Annotated in this window: 17 protein-coding genes; 7 read left to right on the forward strand and 10 right to left on the reverse strand. The window is 67.4% G+C overall.

Features of this window, described 5'->3' with window-relative positions:
* Nucleotides 1-17: 17 nt before the first annotated feature.
* From H0X95_RS10485 to H0X95_RS10510, 6 genes are all read right to left on the reverse strand, one after another.
* Nucleotides 18-461, reverse strand: coding sequence for a hypothetical protein (locus H0X95_RS10485; RefSeq protein ID WP_230204571.1), 444 nt, complete (start codon nt 459-461; stop codon nt 18-20).
* Nucleotides 421-966, reverse strand: coding sequence for a M35 family metallo-endopeptidase (locus tag H0X95_RS10490; RefSeq protein WP_230878183.1), 546 nt, complete (start codon nt 964-966; stop codon nt 421-423). Before H0X95_RS10490 ends, H0X95_RS10485 begins: the two co-directional genes overlap by 41 nt.
* Before the next feature lie 128 nt (nt 967-1,094).
* Complete coding sequence (locus tag H0X95_RS10495) at nt 1,095-1,628, reverse strand: hypothetical protein (protein WP_080403497.1); 534 nt, start codon at nt 1,626-1,628, stop codon at nt 1,095-1,097.
* Between the two features lie 10 nt (nt 1,629-1,638).
* Nucleotides 1,639-2,298, reverse strand: coding sequence for a PAAR domain-containing protein (locus tag H0X95_RS10500; RefSeq protein ID WP_034201158.1), 660 nt, complete (start codon nt 2,296-2,298; stop codon nt 1,639-1,641).
* 256 nt (nt 2,299-2,554) lie between these two features.
* Nucleotides 2,555-4,063 (reverse strand): class I adenylate-forming enzyme family protein, encoded by a 1,509-nt coding sequence (locus tag H0X95_RS10505; protein ID WP_059721124.1) that lies wholly within the window; start codon nt 4,061-4,063, stop codon nt 2,555-2,557.
* Between the two features lie 51 nt (nt 4,064-4,114).
* A complete protein-coding gene (locus H0X95_RS10510; RefSeq protein WP_059721123.1) occupies nt 4,115-5,767 on the reverse strand; it encodes an acyl-CoA dehydrogenase family protein in 1,653 nt (550 codons plus the stop codon).
* A 120-nt stretch (nt 5,768-5,887) separates the two neighbouring features.
* On the opposite strand from H0X95_RS10510, the gene H0X95_RS10515 reads away from it, so the two are divergent.
* The 4 genes from H0X95_RS10515 to H0X95_RS10530 all read left to right on the forward strand — a co-directional run bounded on the left by H0X95_RS10515 (nt 5,888) and on the right by H0X95_RS10530 (nt 10,205).
* The gene (locus H0X95_RS10515; RefSeq protein ID WP_006488476.1) at nt 5,888-6,556 is read left to right on the forward strand and encodes a TetR/AcrR family transcriptional regulator; all 669 of its coding nucleotides are present in this window, start codon (nt 5,888-5,890) and stop codon (nt 6,554-6,556) included.
* 211 nt (nt 6,557-6,767) lie between these two features.
* The gene (locus H0X95_RS10520) at nt 6,768-7,922 is read left to right on the forward strand and encodes a pyridoxal phosphate-dependent aminotransferase (protein WP_006488473.1); all 1,155 of its coding nucleotides are present in this window, start codon (nt 6,768-6,770) and stop codon (nt 7,920-7,922) included.
* A 48-nt stretch (nt 7,923-7,970) separates the two neighbouring features.
* The gene (locus H0X95_RS10525) at nt 7,971-8,759 is read left to right on the forward strand and encodes an ABC transporter substrate-binding protein (protein ID WP_006488477.1); all 789 of its coding nucleotides are present in this window, start codon (nt 7,971-7,973) and stop codon (nt 8,757-8,759) included.
* A 15-nt stretch (nt 8,760-8,774) separates the two neighbouring features.
* Complete coding sequence (locus tag H0X95_RS10530; protein ID WP_196446040.1) at nt 8,775-10,205, forward strand: FAD-binding oxidoreductase; 1,431 nt, start codon at nt 8,775-8,777, stop codon at nt 10,203-10,205.
* A gap of 45 nt (nt 10,206-10,250) precedes the next feature.
* On the opposite strand, the gene H0X95_RS10535 is transcribed toward H0X95_RS10530, so the two are convergent.
* From H0X95_RS10535 to H0X95_RS36270, 3 genes are all read right to left on the reverse strand, one after another.
* Nucleotides 10,251-10,823, reverse strand: coding sequence for a PadR family transcriptional regulator (locus H0X95_RS10535; protein WP_006490876.1), 573 nt, complete (start codon nt 10,821-10,823; stop codon nt 10,251-10,253).
* A 68-nt stretch (nt 10,824-10,891) separates the two neighbouring features.
* Complete coding sequence (gene cadR, locus H0X95_RS10540; protein WP_006490878.1) at nt 10,892-11,323, reverse strand: Cd(II)/Pb(II)-responsive transcriptional regulator; 432 nt, start codon at nt 11,321-11,323, stop codon at nt 10,892-10,894.
* 51 nt (nt 11,324-11,374) lie between these two features.
* A complete protein-coding gene (locus H0X95_RS36270) occupies nt 11,375-11,629 on the reverse strand; it encodes a hypothetical protein (protein WP_230204569.1) in 255 nt (84 codons plus the stop codon).
* On the opposite strand from H0X95_RS36270, the gene H0X95_RS10545 reads away from it, so the two are divergent.
* Together H0X95_RS10545 and H0X95_RS10550 are read left to right on the forward strand one after the other, a co-directional pair.
* Nucleotides 11,630-13,966, forward strand: a complete 2,337-nt coding sequence (locus tag H0X95_RS10545) for a heavy metal translocating P-type ATPase (RefSeq protein WP_330165497.1) — start codon at nt 11,630-11,632, stop codon at nt 13,964-13,966. It begins immediately after the preceding gene.
* Between the two features lie 10 nt (nt 13,967-13,976).
* Nucleotides 13,977-14,354: a zinc ribbon domain-containing protein gene (locus H0X95_RS10550; protein ID WP_034201152.1), complete on the forward strand. Its 378-nt coding sequence runs from the start codon at nt 13,977-13,979 to the stop codon at nt 14,352-14,354.
* A gap of 158 nt (nt 14,355-14,512) precedes the next feature.
* On the opposite strand, the gene H0X95_RS10555 is transcribed toward H0X95_RS10550, so the two are convergent.
* Nucleotides 14,513-15,394 (reverse strand): AraC family transcriptional regulator, encoded by an 882-nt coding sequence (locus tag H0X95_RS10555; protein WP_059721152.1) that lies wholly within the window; start codon nt 15,392-15,394, stop codon nt 14,513-14,515.
* Nucleotides 15,395-15,670: 276 nt separating this feature from the next.
* On the opposite strand from H0X95_RS10555, the gene H0X95_RS10560 reads away from it, so the two are divergent.
* Nucleotides 15,671-17,134: a mechanosensitive ion channel gene (locus tag H0X95_RS10560; RefSeq protein ID WP_034201881.1), complete on the forward strand. Its 1,464-nt coding sequence runs from the start codon at nt 15,671-15,673 to the stop codon at nt 17,132-17,134.
* Nucleotides 17,135-17,277 lie beyond the last annotated feature (143 nt).

A 17,277-nucleotide genomic window follows, 5' to 3' on the forward strand; every position in this document is an offset into this window, starting at 1 on the left:
ATGGCGGCCGGATGACGTTACTTGCCGTCGCAGCACTTGTTAGGGCAATCGGGCAGGAAGGAAATTTCCACACGCCGCCCATTGTCGACGTCGCCATGCGAATAGACGCGGGCGCTCTTCTTGATGGTTCCGCGTAAAAAACCGAGTTGCTCCAGCAGCGCATACGCGGTTTGCAATCTTGATTGCGCAAGGGCCAGTGCTTCCGGTTCACTTTCCTCGGCATGGCCGCTGATCAGCGTTGTTTCCTTGGTCAGGTGATTCGCGTAATTGAGTTTTTGGTCGATTGTCCATTTTGCAATGCGGACGATTTCGGCGTTCGATATGTGCGAGCTATCTCTCGAAAAGTAGATGTCGAGATTCTCGCTGGCGATGCAGGCGAATACCGGGCTGGAAGTGAGAAGGCCTAGGCAAAGAATAAACTTAAGAATTGTAAATGACGTATCCTGCAATACTGTCGGCATTGTTGATTGCTTGGTTCGGATTCTCGGCTCCAAACGTCAGACATTCCTCAATGAAATATCTATGATCCCTGGTTCCCATTGTGTCATCAAAATGACTCGCCTCATGAATCAAAGTGGAAACTATGGAATCTTTTTCCCATGAGAAGTCTCGCATTGTACAAAAATCGGGATGTATTGCGATCGTATGAGTTGCGGTATCCGGCGAACATACTGATGCCGCGACTCCCGATTTGTTTGGATTTGGAACGCATCCAATATGTTTGAATCGCTCGCTATCCCATCGCGTGAAATTGTATCCCGTGAGTGTCTTTAGCACGCGGACGATTGCAGTCAGGCCTGTTAATAGTGTTGTGCGAGTGCCTTCGTCAGTTCTGCCGAACCACTGTAATACGCGTGCCTTATCGGCGTTGGACCAGCGCTGCAAATCCATGATTCTTTTGTCGATGAGGGAAACGGCTCGATCGCGTTTACTCAATACCATTTCCCGGAATTCCTTGTTTGTCATGTTGTGACATATTCTCTCGGTATTGATCGTCACCTCCACCCATCGACCCGGGATTGGTATTGGTGGCTGCACCTGAGTGTACGAGGAACCATTCTCCGCCGTCATTCACATCAAAATCTTTCATTTTTTCAATGTTCCATCGTATAGATTTTCAACGTTGCCGAGGCGTCGGTGGCGATTCGATGTGTTTGCCCGGCCGTGTCCGTGGTGCCCGTGAAAATTTGCCCGGCGTCGGTAACGATTCGGTAGCGGATGTTCGCGAGCGGGCGGCGGGAGTCATCGAGCAAGGTGAATTGCTCGTCGTGTACGACAAATGACCGCTTGGCTGCATCAGGTTGGCGCCCAGTCAGCGTCGCAGTCTCTCCTGCGGTAAAAGTCATTCGCATGCCGCGTTCAGCGTAGAAGACCGGCGGTGGGTTGCATCCGCAGACATTGATATCTCCGCTCAATGCCCATTGTTTGCCGTTCGGGCCGGTACCTGGCCAGCGCGGCCCTTGCGGTGCGATGTACCCTTCACGCTTGCAGGTCGAACAGTAGGTCTTCAAATCCAGCGTGGCGATATGAACCCTCGGCGGCGGATCGGAACAGGTCACAGTGTCGAGGCCTTCGACAATCACCGCTTCCCTGGCGCGGTCGCCTTTGGCAAGAAAGTAGCGAATCATGGGCGCTACCTCAGCGGGGCACGGACGAGCGGGTGACGACGCTAAATACGACGGACGACGCGATGCCTTGTCGCTCGGGGCTATCGGTGATCGTGTCGCCGTTATCGAGTTCGCTGCCAACGAATGCCAGTGGCGCGAAGTCGGGCCCGTCGGCCAAACCCAGACCACTCGTAATGCGTGCGGTTGAACCGTCCGGATAGTGGATCAGGTCGCCCACCGTGCCAGCCTTGCCCAAGTGCGGCGCTACTTCCCAAGTGCCGGACGGCTCGCGCAATGCACCGCCACGCGCTGTTGTCGCACCACGTACCGCCAATCTGTAAGCAGGCGGCGCGGGCGGTGGTACATAGGCCGGGTCGAATAGGCCCGCAACGCGTTGCCCATCCCGCACGTGAATGCCCCACGAGGTACGCAGAGTTTCGGTAATGCGGTCACCGTTGCTCAACCGGCTACCGACCAACGCGAACGGCTTGCCTCTGCTATGGTTGCTTCCCGCGCCGTCGATAATCGGGGCCTCGCTGCCGTCGTCATAAGTCACTACGTCGCCGACGCAAGCGACTTCCAATCCAGCCAGGGTCAGGCCGCTGGTTGCGGTGGTGACGCGTCCTCCGCGTTCTGTGAGTGCGCCAACGGTGGCGAAAAGATGAGTCGGTGCGTTGAGTTCGTTTTTCATCCGGCTTCCCTGTTTCAGTAAATGGAATGGCTGCCTAGAGACGCTATTCCAGATACGAAACGTCGATCAATCGGACGAATATGATTCAGAGCGGATAACGTCTATTACTTGTTCCGTTCCGCCTGGTGCATTGGGCGCGTGCGCGAACGCGTTGGGTCAGGTACCTCGGATAAGCAACAATGCCGTATCCCGCTTTCGGGTTCGCACTGGAGTATGAGGGCGCGGTTTACAAGTGCGCCGACTCAATCCCGGATACTCAGTCCCCCCGCACCCGCAGCAGAAACTTCTGCAACTTGCCGGTCGGCGTGCGCGGCAGCGCCTGCGCGAACGTGAACTCGCGCGGGATCTTGTACGCGGCAAGCCGCTCGCCGCAGAACGTGCGCAGCGCATCCGCATCGGGTGCCGCATTCGCCCGCATCACGACGTGCGCGACGACCGTCTCGCCCCAGTCCGGATGCGGGACGCCGACGACGGCCGCCTCGGCGATGTCCGGATGCGCGCCGAGCACGTCCTCCACTTCCTTCGAATAGACGTTCTCGCCGCCGGTGACGATCATGTCCTTCAGCCGGTCGACGATGAACAGGTAGCCCTCCTGATCGATCCGCGCGACGTCGCCGGTGCGGTACCAGCCTTCCGGCGCGAACGCGGCGCGCGTCGCGCCCGCGTCGTCGAGATAGCCGAGCATCATGCTGCCGGCCTTCAGCCAGATCTCGCCGGTCTCGCCCGGCCGCGCATCGACGCCGTCCATTCGCACGACCCGCAGGTCGACGCCCGGGCCGCCCTGGCGGCCGATGGAACCGGCCTTCGCGATCTGCTCGTCCGGATACAGCGTCGTGCCGGCCGGCCCCGTTTCCGTCATCCCGTACACCTGGAAGAACGCGTGGCTGCGATACGCTTGCGCGAGCCGTTCGGCCTGCGCGGCGCCGATCGGGCCGCCGCCGTACAGCCACGCGCGCACGCTCGACAGGTCGAATGCCGCGAAGCCGTCGATCGTGTCGAGCGGCAGCGTGTACGACACCGGCGCGCCGAAATACAGCGTCACGCGCTCGCGCTCGACGGTCTGCAGGAAGCGCAGCGGATGGTATTCGCGCAGCAGCACGACGGTGCCGCCCGCGACCAGCGTGCCGCCGAACCAGTTGTTCAGCGGCGACGAATGCCAGATCGGCATCGCCATCAGCGTGCGTTCGTTGCGGCCGATCCCGATGGCGAGCGCCGCCTGCGTCGCCGCGAGCGTCACCGTGCGATGGCTGTGCACGCAACCCTTCGGACGGCCGGTCGTGCCGGACGTGTAGAGAATCTGCGCGATGTCGTCATCGGCCGGCTCGATGCCCGCGAGGCCGTCCATCGTCGCGCACATCGTGTCGAAGTTCGGCACGCCGTCGAGCTCGCCCTCGGTCACGAGCCGCCGCGCCGGATGCACGAGGCGCTCGACCACCGGCGCGAGCGCCACGTCGAACAGCAGCGCGGTGCTGCCGCTGTGCTCGAGCACGTAGTCGACTTCCGGCGCCTGCAGCTTGTGGTTGATCGGCACGAACGCCGCGCCGAGCCGCCACGCACCGAACATCAGGTCGACGAAGGCCGGCGTGTTGAAGCACATCGCGGCGACGCGGTCGCCGGCCGCGACGCCGAGCGCGCTCAGCACGGCCGCCGCGCGGTGCGAACGCGCGCGCGCGGCCGCATACGTGATCGTCGCGGATTCGCTGACGAGAAACGGCTTGTCGGGCGTCGCACGGGCGGCGCGGTCGAGGGCGGCGACGAGGTTCATCGAGGCTCCGGGGCGGGCGAACGAACGCGCGTTCGGGTGAACGGGCCGGCGTCAGGCCGGGTACGCGCGCTGCAGCAGCGCGGCGACGTCGATCGCGTGCGGATCGAAGCCGCCCGCGATGCGGCCCCAGTCGGGCGCGGCGAGCCGCGTCGCGACGAACGCGTCGGCGACGGCCGCCGGCGCATCGCGGCGCAGCAGGCACGCCTGCGCGACGAGCGCGAGCCGCTGCGCGAACACGCGGCCCGACGCTTCGAGCGTGTCGGCCGGGGCGGCGAGCATCGCGCGCAATCCGTCGAGCGCCGCGCGGATGCGCGGTTCGCCCGCGCCGAGGTCGGCCAGTTCGTCGAACAGCGCGGCGGTCGCGTCGGGCTCGCGCGATACGGCGCGCAGCACGTCGAGGCACATCACGTTGCCCGAGCCTTCCCAGATCGAGTTGACGGGCGCCTCGCGGAACAGGCGCGCGATCGGGCCGTCGTCGACGTAGCCGTTGCCGCCGAACACTTCCATCACCTCGCCGGTCAGCTCGACCGCGCGCTTGCAGACCCAGAATTTCGCGGCGGGCGTGACGATCCGCTTCCATGCGCGTTCGCGCGGCGAGTCGTCGCGTTCGAACGCGTCGGCGAGCCGCATCGCGAGCGACAGCGCCGCCTCGCTCTCCAGCGCGAGATCGGCGAGCACGGTGCGCATCAGCGGCTGCTCGGCGAGCGCGCGGCCGAACGCATGGCGCTGGCGCGTGTACGCGATCGCCTGCACGACGCCCTGGCGCAGCATCGCCGCGCTGCCGAGCACGCAGTTCAGCCGCGTGTAGGTGGCCATCTCGATGATGGTGGGAATGCCGCGGCCTTCGTCGCCGAGCATGATGCCCCACGCGTCGTTCAGCTCGATCTCGCTGCTCGAATTGCTGCGGTTGCCGACCTTGTTCTTCAGCCGCTGGATCTCGACCGCGTTCTTCGTGCCGTCCGGGCGCCAGCGCGGCACGTAGAAGCACGACGGGCTGCCGGCCTCGGTGCGCGCGACGACGAGGTGCGCGTCGCACATCGGCGCGGAGAAGAACCACTTGTGGCCGCGCAGCCGGTATTCGCCGCCGCGCCCGCCCGCGCCGACCGGCGTCGCGAGCGTGGTGTTCGCCCGCACGTCGGAGCCGCCCTGTTTCTCGGTCATGCCCATGCCGAACCAGATCGCGCGCTTGTCGGCGACCGGCACGTCGCGCGGATCGTAGTCGTCGCTGTAGAGCTTGTCGCGCAGCAGGTCCCACAGCGCCGGCTCCTTCTGCAGCACGGGGATCGCGGCCTGCGTCATCGTCGCGGGGCACAGCGTGCCGGCCTCGATCTGGCCGTGCAGGTAGAAGCCGGCGGCCGTCGCGGCCCAGCGGCCGCGGCGTGCATCGCGGAATGCGAGCGACACGAAGCCTTCGTGGCGATACTGGCCGAGCAGCGCGTGCCACGCAGGGTGGAAGTCGACGCGGTCGATGCGCCGGCCGCGCCGGTCGAACGTGTTCAGCTCCGGCGTGTGGCGGTTCGCTTCGTCGGCGAGTCGCGCGGTGTCGGCGCTGCCGAGCCGCGCACCGTACGCATCGAGCTGCGGCACGGCCCAGTCGGCGCCCGCCCGGGCGAGCGCGTCGCGCAGCGCGAGATCCGTCGCGAAGAGGTTATAGTCGACGAGTTCGTCGAACTGGTTCGTGACGGCGTGGGTCGAGTCGGTCATCGCGGTTGTCTCCGGTCTCAGGCTTCGCGGTCAGCCGGCGTGATGCCGCACGGCGCGCGCTTCGGCGCGGGTTCCGGCTTCCGGTAAAACGTATTCCCTGTTGAATTCAGAGTAGCAAATATGCCGCCGCGACATGTTCAGGTTCCGGCGCCGCCCGGCTCGCCGGCGGCGCAACCCGCGCCCGCGTTGCGTCGCCGGCCGCGCCAGTCGCGCGCGCAGGCGAGTTCCGACGCGCTGCAGCAGGCGTTCGTTCAGCTTTTGCTCGAACGCGGCTACGCGAAGGCGACGATCCGCGAGATCGCGGCCGTCGCGGGCGTCAGCATCGGCACCTTCTACGAGTATTTCGGCGACAAGCAGAGCCTCGCGGCGCTCTGCATCCACCGCCGCGTGCTGGCGCTGGCCGACCGGCTGCGCGACGCCGTGCAGCGGCTGCGCGGTGCGCCGCGGGCCGAACTTGCCGCCGCGCTGGTCGATCTTCAGGTCGAGACGATCGCCGCCGACGCGGCGCTGTGGGGCGCGCTGTTCGTGCTGGAGCGCCAGGTGTCGCCGCTGGCCGCGTATCGCCGGCATTACGACGCCTATGTCGCGCTGTGGCGCGACGCGCTTGCCCACGCGGCCGATCCGCCGCCGGCCGCGCGGCTCGACGGGCTCGCGCGGATGGCTCACACGATCTGCTACGGCGGGCTGTCGCAGGCGCTGCTGACGCTCGGGCCCGCGCTCGATTTCGCCGCGCAACGCCGCGAACTGCGGGCCGTGCTGCTCGCGTACCTCGCGGCGGCGCACGCGTAGCGTTGCCGTAGGGGAAATGCCTGATTTGCATATCGGGTGCCCAGGCCAGCCTTCCCGCCAGGGGCTTCTCACCGAGAGCCATGAGAAAAATGCATGGCCGCCATGACGAACTTTCGATTGTCCGTCGATATTGGCTCGGGCTAAATCATGCGGCGGATGCAGGCCCGCACATGCCGCGCGGCCCGCCCGAAGGACATCAGGAGGAGAAGTCATGCGAAGCGCCACCGCGCCCCGTTCGAAACTGCCCGACGTCGGGACGACGATCTTCACGGTGATCGGCCAACTGGCCGCTCAACACAACGCGCTGAACCTGTCGCAGGGCGCACCGAATTTCGCGCCCGATCCGGCGCTCGTCGAAGGCGTCGCGCGTGCGATGCGCGACGGTCACAACCAGTACGCGCCGATGGCCGGCGTGATCGCGCTGCGCGAGCGGCTCGCCGAGAAGACCGAGGCGCTGTACGGCGCGCGCTACGACCCGGCGACCGAGATCACGGTGATCGCGAGCGCGAGCGAGGGGCTTTACGCGGCGATCAGCGCGCTCGTGCATCCGGGCGACGAGGTGATCTACTTCGAGCCGTCGTTCGACAGCTACGCGCCGATCGTGCGGCTGCAGGGCGCGACGCCGGTCGCGATCAAGCTGTCGCCCGAGCATTTCCGCGTGGACTGGGACGAGGTGGCCGCGGCCATCACGCCGCGCACGCGGATGATCATCGTCAACACGCCGCACAACCCGACCGCAACGGTGTTCTCCGCCGACGATCTCGAACGCCTCGCGCGGCTCACGCGCGACACGGGCATCGTGGTGCTGTCCGACGAAGTGTACGAACACGTCGTGTTCGACGGCGCGCAGCACCAAAGCGTCGCGCGCCATCGCGAGCTGGCCGAGCGCAGCGTGATCGTGTCGTCGTTCGGCAAGTCGTTCCACGTGACCGGCTGGCGGGTCGGCCATTGCCTCGCGCCGGCCGAGCTGATGGACGAGATCCGCAAGGTGCACCAGTTCATGGTGTTTTCGGCCGACACGCCGATGCAGGTCGCGTTCGCGGAAATCCTCGCGCGGCCGGACAGCTATCTCGGCCTGTCGGCGTTCTACCAGGCCAAGCGCGACCTGCTCGCGCGCGAGCTGGCCGATTCGCGTTTCGAGCTGCTGCCGAGCGAAGGCTCGTTCTTCATGCTCGCGCGCTTTCGCCACTTCTCGGACGAAAGCGACGGCGATTTCGTGCTGCGCCTGATCCGCGACGCGCGCGTCGCGACGATTCCGCTGTCGGCGTTCTATACCGACGGCACCGACGCCGGCGTGATCCGGCTCAGTTTTTCGAAGGACGACGCGACGCTGGTCGAAGGCGCGCGGCGGCTGCGTTCGCTGTAAGACAACCGGCGACGGGCACGTCGCATCGACCAGACACAGGAGATCACGATGAAACACACGGCCACCCTGAAACTCGCGTTCGCACTCGCGTGCGCCATCGGCTCCGGCGCGGCGCTCGCCGATGCGCCGACGCTGCGCTTCGGCCTCGAAGCGCAATATCCGCCGTTCGAATCGAAGGCGCCGAACGGTGACCTGCAGGGCTTCGACATCGACGTCGGCAACGCCGTCTGCCAGACGGCGAAGCTGTCGTGCAAATGGGTCGAGACGTCGTTCGACGGGCTGATCCCGGCGCTGAAGGGCCGCAAGTTCGACGCGATCAACTCGGCGATGAACGCGACCGAGCAGCGGCGCCAGGCGATCGACTTCACGACGATCATCTATCGCGTGCCGACCCAGCTGATCGCGCGTACCGGCAGCGGGCTGCTGCCGACGCCCGAATCGCTGAAGGGCAAGCGCGTGGGCGTGCTGCAGGCGTCGATCCAGGAAACCTTCGCGAAGGCGCACTGGGAGCCGGCCGGCGTCGCGATCGTCGCGTACCAGGACCAGAACCAGGCGTATGCGGATCTGGTCGCGGGCCGCCTCGACGCGACGCTCGTGCTCGCGCCGTCCGGCCAGCGCGGCTTCCTGTCGCGCCCGGACGGCAAGGGCTTCTCGTTCGTCGGCCAGCCGGTGCACGACGACAAGATCCTCGGCAGCGGCATCGCGTTCGGCCTGCGCAAGGGCGACGATGCGCTGAAGGCGAAGCTCGACGCGGCGATCGACAAGCTGAAGGCGGACGGCACGGTGAAGTCGCTCGGCCTCAAGTATTTCGGCGATATCGACATCTCGACGAAGTAAGCGGGGCCGCGCACGATGCCGACCCCGAACCCGACCGTCGCGGGCCGCGCACCGGACGGCAGGCCGTTGCCGGACGACGCCGTCGATGCGGTGCTCGCCGCCGAACTGGGCGACGCGCTCGTCACGCGCGCGGCCGATATCGATCCACGTTACTTCACGGCGTACAACGAGCCGGCCGGTGTGCGGCCGCGTGCGCTGGTGCGCCCGCGCAGCGTCGACGACGTGTCTCGCGCGCTCGCGCTGTGCATGCGGCTCGGCCAGCCGGTCGTGCCGCAAGGCGGGCTGACCGGGCTCGCGCGCGGGGCGGTCGCGCTGGGCGGCGAGGTCGTGCTGTCGATGGAGCGCTTCGCGGGCATCGAGGCGCTCGACGCGGCGGCCGGCACGATCACCGTGCGCGCGGGCACGCCGCTGCAGACCGTGCAGGACGCCGCGGAAGCGGCGGGCTTCACGTTCGGCGTCGATCTCGGCGCGCGCGGCTCGTGCCAGATCGGCGGCATGCTCGCGACCAACGCGGGCGGCACGCGTGCGATCCGCTACGGAATGATGCGCGAGCAGGTGCTGGGGCTCGAAGCGGTGCTCGCGGACGGCACGGTCGTGTCGTCGATGAACCGGATGCTGAAGAACAACGCGGGCTACGACCTGAAGCAGCTGTTCATCGGCAGCGAAGGGACGCTCGGCGTCGTCACGCGCGCGGTGCTGCGGCTGCATCCGTTGCTCGCGGCGCCGGCCACGGCGCTCTGCCGCGTGCGCGACTACGACGCGGTGGTCGCGCTGTGGAACCGCGTGCGCACGCTGCCGGAAGTCGTCAGCTTCGAGGCGATGTGGCCGGCGTTCTACGACTACGTCGCGCGGCATACGCCCGGTGTGTCGGCGCCGTTCGTCGGCGACGGCGGTTTCGTGGTGTTGATCGAATGCGCGACGAGCGCGCCGGGCGGCGATGCGCATCATGCGCTCGAAACGGCGCTCACCGCGGGGTTCGATGCAGCGCTCGTCGACGATGCGGTACTCGCGACTTCCGAGCGGCAGGCGCGCGATTTGTGGACGCTGCGCGAAGGCCTCGCGATCGATGCGCTGCCCCATCTCGTCAACTTCGACGTGAGTTTGCCGACCGGCGAACTCGGCGCGTTCGCCGAGTGCTGCGAGGCGGCGTTGCGGACGCGCTGGCCGGCGCTCACGTGCCTGTTCTTCGGCCATGTCGGCGACGGCAACGTGCATATCGGCGTGTCGCTGGCCGCGATGACCGACGCGGACGCCGATGCGCTCGATCTCTGCGTGTATGCGGTGGTGCGGGACATGGGCGGTTCGGTGTCGGCCGAGCACGGGATCGGCGTGCTCAAGCGTCCTTATCTCGCGCACACGCGCAGCGACGCGGAAATCGGGCTGATGCGACGCCTGAAGGCCGCGCTGGACCCGCGCGGCATCCTCAATCCGGGCAAGGTCCTTTGACGCGGCCGCCGCCCGTTGCCGACCCGCATCGGGCGGCGCGACGCGTCAGCCGTCCACCCAGCGCAGCGCGCCGATCTTCAGGTGCTCGACGACGCTGCGCGCCCAGTCGAGCTCCGCATTGAGCAGCACGAGCGCATGCTCGTTCTGCAGCAGGAACAGGCGCGGCACCTGATCGGCCTGCGCGGTCGCGCGCAGCGCTTCCAGCCGCTCGCGTTCGGCGTCGAGCCGGGCGATGCGCAACTCGAGCTGGTGGCGTGCGTCCTCGGCATCGAGCAGCGGCAGGAACGCGAGGCCGGCGCCGAATGCCGGAAATTCGCGCGCGGGCTCCGCGAGCAGCGCGTGCAGCCACGCCTGCCCGGCCGTGTGCCCGGCTTCGGTCAGCGCATACAGCGTGCGCTCAGGAAACGCGCCGTCGCGCTCGGTGTCGTGCACGGCGATCAGCCCGTCGCGCAGCAGCCGGTCGATCGTCTGGTAGAGGCTCGTGCGTTGCCGCACGTTGACGACTTCGTCGTATCCGCGGGCCTTCAGTTGCTGCAGCATCCCGTACGGATGCATCGGCGTTTCGGTGAGCGTCGCGAGGACGGCCAGCGCGAGCGGGGACGGGCGGCTCGTAGACATGAATAGTTAAAGTATATCTAGTAATAATATAACTATTCTCGATCAGACTATCAGATTTGACAAGCGTTTCAGCCCAGGTGCGAGCGCTTCGCGGCCGGCGCGACGGTTTCCATCGTCGCGAGGCCATGCACGATCCCGCAATCCTCGACCGAATGCTCGCCGACGCACTGGCGCCGCAATTCGGTGAGCTGGTCGCGCAACTGCGTGAGTTCCGCGAGGCGCGCATCGACGTGTCCGATGTGATCGTCGAGCAGCGAATTGATCGAATCGCAGCGGTCGGCCGGCGTGTCGGTGAGTCGCAGCAACGCGCGGATCTCGTCGTGCGCCATGTCGAGCGCGCGGCAGTTGCGGATGAAGCGCAGCCGTTCGACGTGCACGTCGGTGTAGTTGCGGTAGTTCGAATCGGTGCGCTCCGCGTCCGGCATCAGACCCTCTTTCTCGTAGAAACGGATCGTCTCGGGCGTGCAGCGGGCCGCTTTGGCCAGTTCGCCAATCTTCATGCCTTTCTCCCGTGTAAGGGTTGACCTTGTAGTGGCTTCAGGGTGTTAACTCTACACCGTCAAGCCACAAAGGAGGTTGTCATGACCGACGCCAAGCATCCCCACGACCCACGACACCGTCATACCGGCGGCGCCGATGCGTGCTGCGCCGAGGCGCGCGACACGCAGACGGCGACTATTGCCGACGCGGCGCCGGCGGCCGGCGAGCGCGCGCACGGCCATGACCACGATCATGGGCACGATCACGCCGCGCATGGCAAGGCCGGTCATGACCACGATCACGGCCATGCGGGCGACGACCAGCATGTGCACGGCGCGACGTGTTCGCACGACCATGCCGCGCATGACCATGCCGGCCACGACCACGACCACGACCACGACCACGACCACGACCACGACCACGACCACGACCACGACCACGCGGCCGGCGACTGCTGCGCGCCCGCCGCGCTGACGCTCGCGCCGCTGCCGGTCGCGCGGGCGACCGCGTCGGGCCACGTGCGCTCCGCGTTCCGGATCATGCAGATGGACTGCCCGACCGAGGAAACGCTGATTCGCAAGAAGCTCGGCGGGATGAGCGAAGTGTCGGCGCTCGAATTCAACCTGATGCAGCGGATGCTGACCGTCGAGCACGCGCCCGGCGCGCAGCCGGCGATCGAAAGCGCGATCCGCACGCTCGGGATGACGCCGGAGGCCGCCACGGCCGCCACGGCCGGCGCCCCGGCGGCGCGCGTCGCCGACGCGCCGGCGAAGCCGTGGTGGCCGCTCGCGCTCGCCGGCGTCGCCGCGATCGCGTCCGAAGGCGCGACCTGGGCCGGGCTGCCGGTGTGGCTGTCGGCGGCGCTCGCGCTCGCCGCGGTGCTCGCATGCGGGCTCACCACGTACAAGAAGGGCTGGATCGCGATCCGCAACGGCAACCTGAACATCAACGCGCTGATGAGCATCGCGGTGACGGGCGCGATGGCGATCGGCCAGTGGCCGGAAGCCGCGATGGTGATGGTGCTGTTCACGATCGCGGAACTGATCGAGGCGAAGTCGCTCGACCGCGCGCGCAACGCGATCCAGGGGCTGATGCAGCTCGCGCCGGACACCGCGACCGTGCAGCAGGCCGACGGCGCGTGGCGCACGATCGAGGCCGCGCAGGTCGCGCTCGGCGCGGTCGTGCGCGTGAAGCCGGGCGAACGGATCGGGCTGGACGGCGAAGTCGTCGCGGGCCGCTCGACGGTCAACCAGGCACCGATCACCGGCGAGAGCCTGCCCGTCGAAAAGGCGAGCGGCGACGCCGTGTACGCGGGCACGATCAACGAATCGGGTTCGTTCGACTACCGCGTCACGGCCGTCGCGGCGAACTCGACGCTCGCGCGGATCATCCACGCGGTCGAGGAAGCGCAGGGCGCGAAGGCGCCGACGCAGCGCTTCGTCGACCAGTTCGCCCGCGTCTACACGCCGATCGTGTTCGCGGTCGCGCTACTGGTCGCGGTGGTGCCGCCGCTCGTGATGGGCGGCGCGTGGCACGACTGGATCTACCGCGCGCTGGTGCTGCTCGTGATCGCGTGCCCGTGCGCGCTGGTGATCTCGACGCCGGTGACGATCGTGTCGGGGCTCGCGGCCGCCGCGCGGCGCGGGATTCTCGTGAAGGGCGGCGTCTATCTGGAAGAAGGGCGCAAGCTCGCGTGGCTCGCGCTCGACAAGACCGGCACGATCACGCACGGCAAGCCGGCGCAGACCGACTTCGACGTGCATGCGGACGACGCCGATGCGGCGCGCGTGCGGCACCTCGGCGCGAGCCTCGCGGCGCGCTCCGACCACCCGGTGTCGCAGGCGATCGCCGCCGCGGCGCGCGACGCCGGCACGACGGCATTCGCCGACGTGCAGGACTTCGAAGCGATCGTCGGGCGCGGTGTGCGCGGCACGATCGACGGCACGCGCTACTGGCTCGGCAACCATCGGCTCGTCGAGGAACTCGAACGCTGCTCGACGGCGCTCGAGGCGAAGCTCGACGCGCTGGAGCGGCAGGGCAAGAGCGTCGTCGTGCTGGTCGACGAAACGCGCGTGCTCGGCCTCTTCGCGGTGGCCGACACGATCAAGGACACGAGCCGCGACGCGATCGCCGATCTGCATGCGCTCGGCATCCGCACCGCGATGCTGACGGGCGACAACCCGCATACCGCGCAGGCGATTGCGCAGCAGGCCGGCATCGACGACGCGCGCGGCAACCAGTTGCCGGAAGACAAGCTCGCGGCGGTCGAGGAACTGTCGGCGGGCGGCGCGGGTGCGGTCGGGATGGTCGGCGACGGGATCAACGATGCGCCGGCGCTCGCGCGCGCCGACATCGGCTTCGCGATGGGCGCGATGGGCACCGACACGGCGATCGAGACGGCCGACGTCGCGCTGATGGACGACGACCTGCGCAAGATTCCCGCGTTCGTGCGGCTGTCGCGCGCGACGCATCGCGTGCTGGTGCAGAACATCGGCTTCGCGCTCGGCGTGAAGGTCGTGTTCCTCGGTCTCACGGTCGCGGGGCTCGGCACGATGTGGATGGCGGTCTTCGCCGATGCGGGCGCGAGCCTGATCGTCGTGGCCAACGGCTTGCGGCTGCTGTCGTCCTCCGGGGCGTTCGGCGGCGCCCGGGCCCAGCGTTGAGGAGCGGACGATGAGCTTTCTGAAACGGATTCTCGGCGGCCACGGCGGCGGTCATGGCAGCGGGCACGGCAATAGCGGAAACGGGGGGCACGGTGGCGGGCATCACGGCGGGTCGCGCCAGGGCGGCCATGGCGGCCACGATGCGCGTGGCCGCGATCGCCACGGCTGGGGCTGGCAGGCGCCGGCCGATGCGGCGAACGGTGGTCGGGGCGGGAATCTGGCGCTGAGCCAGCTCGCCTGCGCCGGTTGCGGCGCACTCAACGCAGCCGATGCACGCTTCTGCGCGCAATGCGGCACGGCGCAACGCGGCAAGGCTTGCAGCCGCTGCCATGCGGCGCTGGCGGCCGACGCGCGGTTCTGCCCCGGCTGCGGGACGCCGGCGGCTTAAGGATCTCCGCGAATTCGCGCCGGCTACGCATACGCACGGGCCGGCGCGCTTCGTTCAACGCCGGCGCACCGGCATGCCCGGTGTCGTCCCGGACATCGTCGCACCCGCAATATCGTCGCGGTTCGTCAAGATACACGGCTGCGCGGCACACCCGTCGCTCAGCGCAACGGCAGGTGAATTTCCGTGCGCAGATCGGCCGGCGCCGTGTCCATCGGCGTATTGAGGTACAGCTCGAACGGCGGCGCGTCGGCGGCTTCGCGGCCCGAATGACGCAGCCAGTCGCCGTAGAGCCACTGGTAGGCCGTCTTCAGGTCCGCATACGGCCCCGTATGCAGCAGCACCGCGTATTCGCCGCCCGCGATCGTCGCGCGCTCGACCGGCGGCACGGGCGCCACGTCCGGCGCGCCGTCGGCCGGCATCAGGCAGGCCTTCGCGCGCAACTGCGCTTCGGGCGTCGTGTCCGGATCGTCGTAGAAGATCCCGATCATCTTCGCGCCCGGGCCGATTAGTCCGTGCTGCCCGGCCCACGCGCCGATGCGCCCGAACGCGTCGCCCACCTTCATATACGCACCGGTGTGCGCCACCGCGTAGCCGCGCAGTGCCGGCTGGCGCCGGATCTCGACCTCGTGCTTGAACATGTCTTCCTCTCCTCGCTGTAGTGGATAAATCGGCCGGTGGCTGCCGGTGCGCCGGTGCTGCGCGGGCAGCACGCCGTACGCGTCGCGAAACGCCCGTGCGAACGCGTGAGTCGACCCGTAGCCGGCGCGTCGCGCGATCTCGTCGAGCGGCCGCGTGGTGCAGACCAGATCCTCGGACGCCCGCACGATCCGCATCCGCCGCACCGTCAGCACGATCGACTCGCCGTACAGCGCGCGATAGACGCGCTGCCAGTGATACGGCGACAGGCACGCGACTTCGGCGAGCCGGTTCAGGTCGAGCGGGCCGTCGAGATGCGTGCTGATGTACGCGTGAACGCGCGCCACGCTCGCCGCGTAGCGGGCCCACGCGGGCGGCTCGGGGTTGGTTTCGGTGGGGGGCATCGACGTGTCCGGGGCAAGCACCGACGCCACGGTAGCACGGCCCGAATGGATAAATCTTGCGGAAATGCGGGACCCCGAATCATCGATCCCTTTTTAATTTTGACGAAATGGGGTCTTGCCCCTCCGGGATCTATGACTAAAGTTAAAGACGGTGAAATCGGGTGAACGCGTCATTTTTCTCAGGTAAGTTGCTCCGGCGGCAACGCACGTTTTTCGAAGTACGCAGGTAGTTCGTCGATGTTCAATCGCAACGCCACGTTTTCGGGAGAAGAAGAAATGGATGCTTCCAGCTTCATCACGTCGCTGCAGACCACGCTAGGCGGATACCTGCCCAAGATCGCCGGCGCGATCGGCATCCTGGTGATCGGCTGGCTGATCGCCGTGGCGGTGCGGGCCGGCGCGTTGCGCCTGCTCAACGCGCTGAAGGTCGATCAGCGGATTACCGACAGCACCGGCCAGGGCGCGTGCGTCGAACGCATCATCGCCGGCGGCCTGTTCTGGCTCGTGCTGCTCGTCACCGCGGTGGGCATCTTCAACGTGCTCAACCTGTACGCGGTCTCCAATCCGTTCTCGCTGCTCGTCACGCACATCGTCAACTACCTGCCGAACCTGATCGGCGGCGCGGCGCTGACGCTGATCGCGTGGCTGATCGCATCGCTGCTGCGCAGCCTCGCGAACCGCGCGCTGAAGGCGAGCAAGGTCGACGCCACGCTGTCCGAAAGCGCCGGCATGCAGCCGATGAGCGGCTATCTCGGCGACGTGCTGTTCTGGCTCGTGATCCTGATGTTCCTGCCGGCGATCCTCGCGTCGTTCGCGCTGTCGGGGCTGCTGTCGCCGGTGCAGGGGATGGTCGACAAGCTGCTCGCGATCGTGCCGAACATTTTCGCGGCCGCGGTGATCGGCTTCGTCGGCTGGGTCGTCGCGCGCGTGCTGCGCGGCCTCGTGACCAATCTGCTGGTCGCGGCCGGCGCCGACCGCCTCACGCAGGGAATCGACAGCCCGACGCCGGTGCGCGTATCGAGCCTGGTCGGCACGATCGTCTACGTGTTCGTGTTCGTGCCGACGCTGATCTCCGCGCTCGACGCGCTGAAGATCGACGCGATCTCGATTCCCGCGACCAACATGCTGAACCAGTTCCTCGGCGCGGTGCCGGACATCGTCGCGGCGATCGTGATCGTGCTGGTCACGTTCTACTTCGCCCGCTTCGTCGCGTCGCTCGCGCAGAAGCTGCTGGAAGCCGCCGGCGTCGACGGGCTGCCGGCCGTGCTCGGTGTCGAGCGCGTGTTCTCCGGGATCCTGCAGCCGTCGGTGCTGGTCGCGCGGCTGATCGTGTTTTTCGCGATGCTGTTCGCGTCGGTCGAGGCCGCGAACCGGCTCGGTTTCTCGCAGGTGCGCGACGTCGTCACGCTGTTCATCGAATTCGGCGGCCACGTGCTGATGGGCGGCGTGATCCTCGTGATCGGCGTGTGGCTCGCGGGCCTTGCCCGCCGCGTGATCGAGCAGGCCGACCGCGAGCACAGCGTGCTGTTCGCACGCATCGCGCAATTCGCGATCCTCGGCCTCGTGTTCGCGATGGGGCTGCGCGCGATGGGCATCGCCAACGAAATCGTCCAGCTCGCGTTCGGTCTCGTGCTCGGCGCGATCGCGGTGGCCGTTGCGCTGTCGTTCGGCCTCGGCGGTCGCGAGGCGGCCGGCAAGCTGCTCGACCGCTGGTTCAACCAGCGCGGCGGCGGCCAGTAAGCACGGACGATCGGGCCTGCGTCGCGCGGGCCCGGATCGACGTCGCAACGGACGCGGCCGGCGTTTCCGCAAGCGAAACGTCAGCCGCGATCTTTGCCGAATTTCGATAACACGTCGTTTAATGACTCTCTAGCATCGATTCT

Source organism: Burkholderia sp. 9779_493 (assembly GCF_015712215.1).
Classification (GTDB): domain Bacteria; phylum Pseudomonadota; class Gammaproteobacteria; order Burkholderiales; family Burkholderiaceae; genus Burkholderia; species Burkholderia cenocepacia.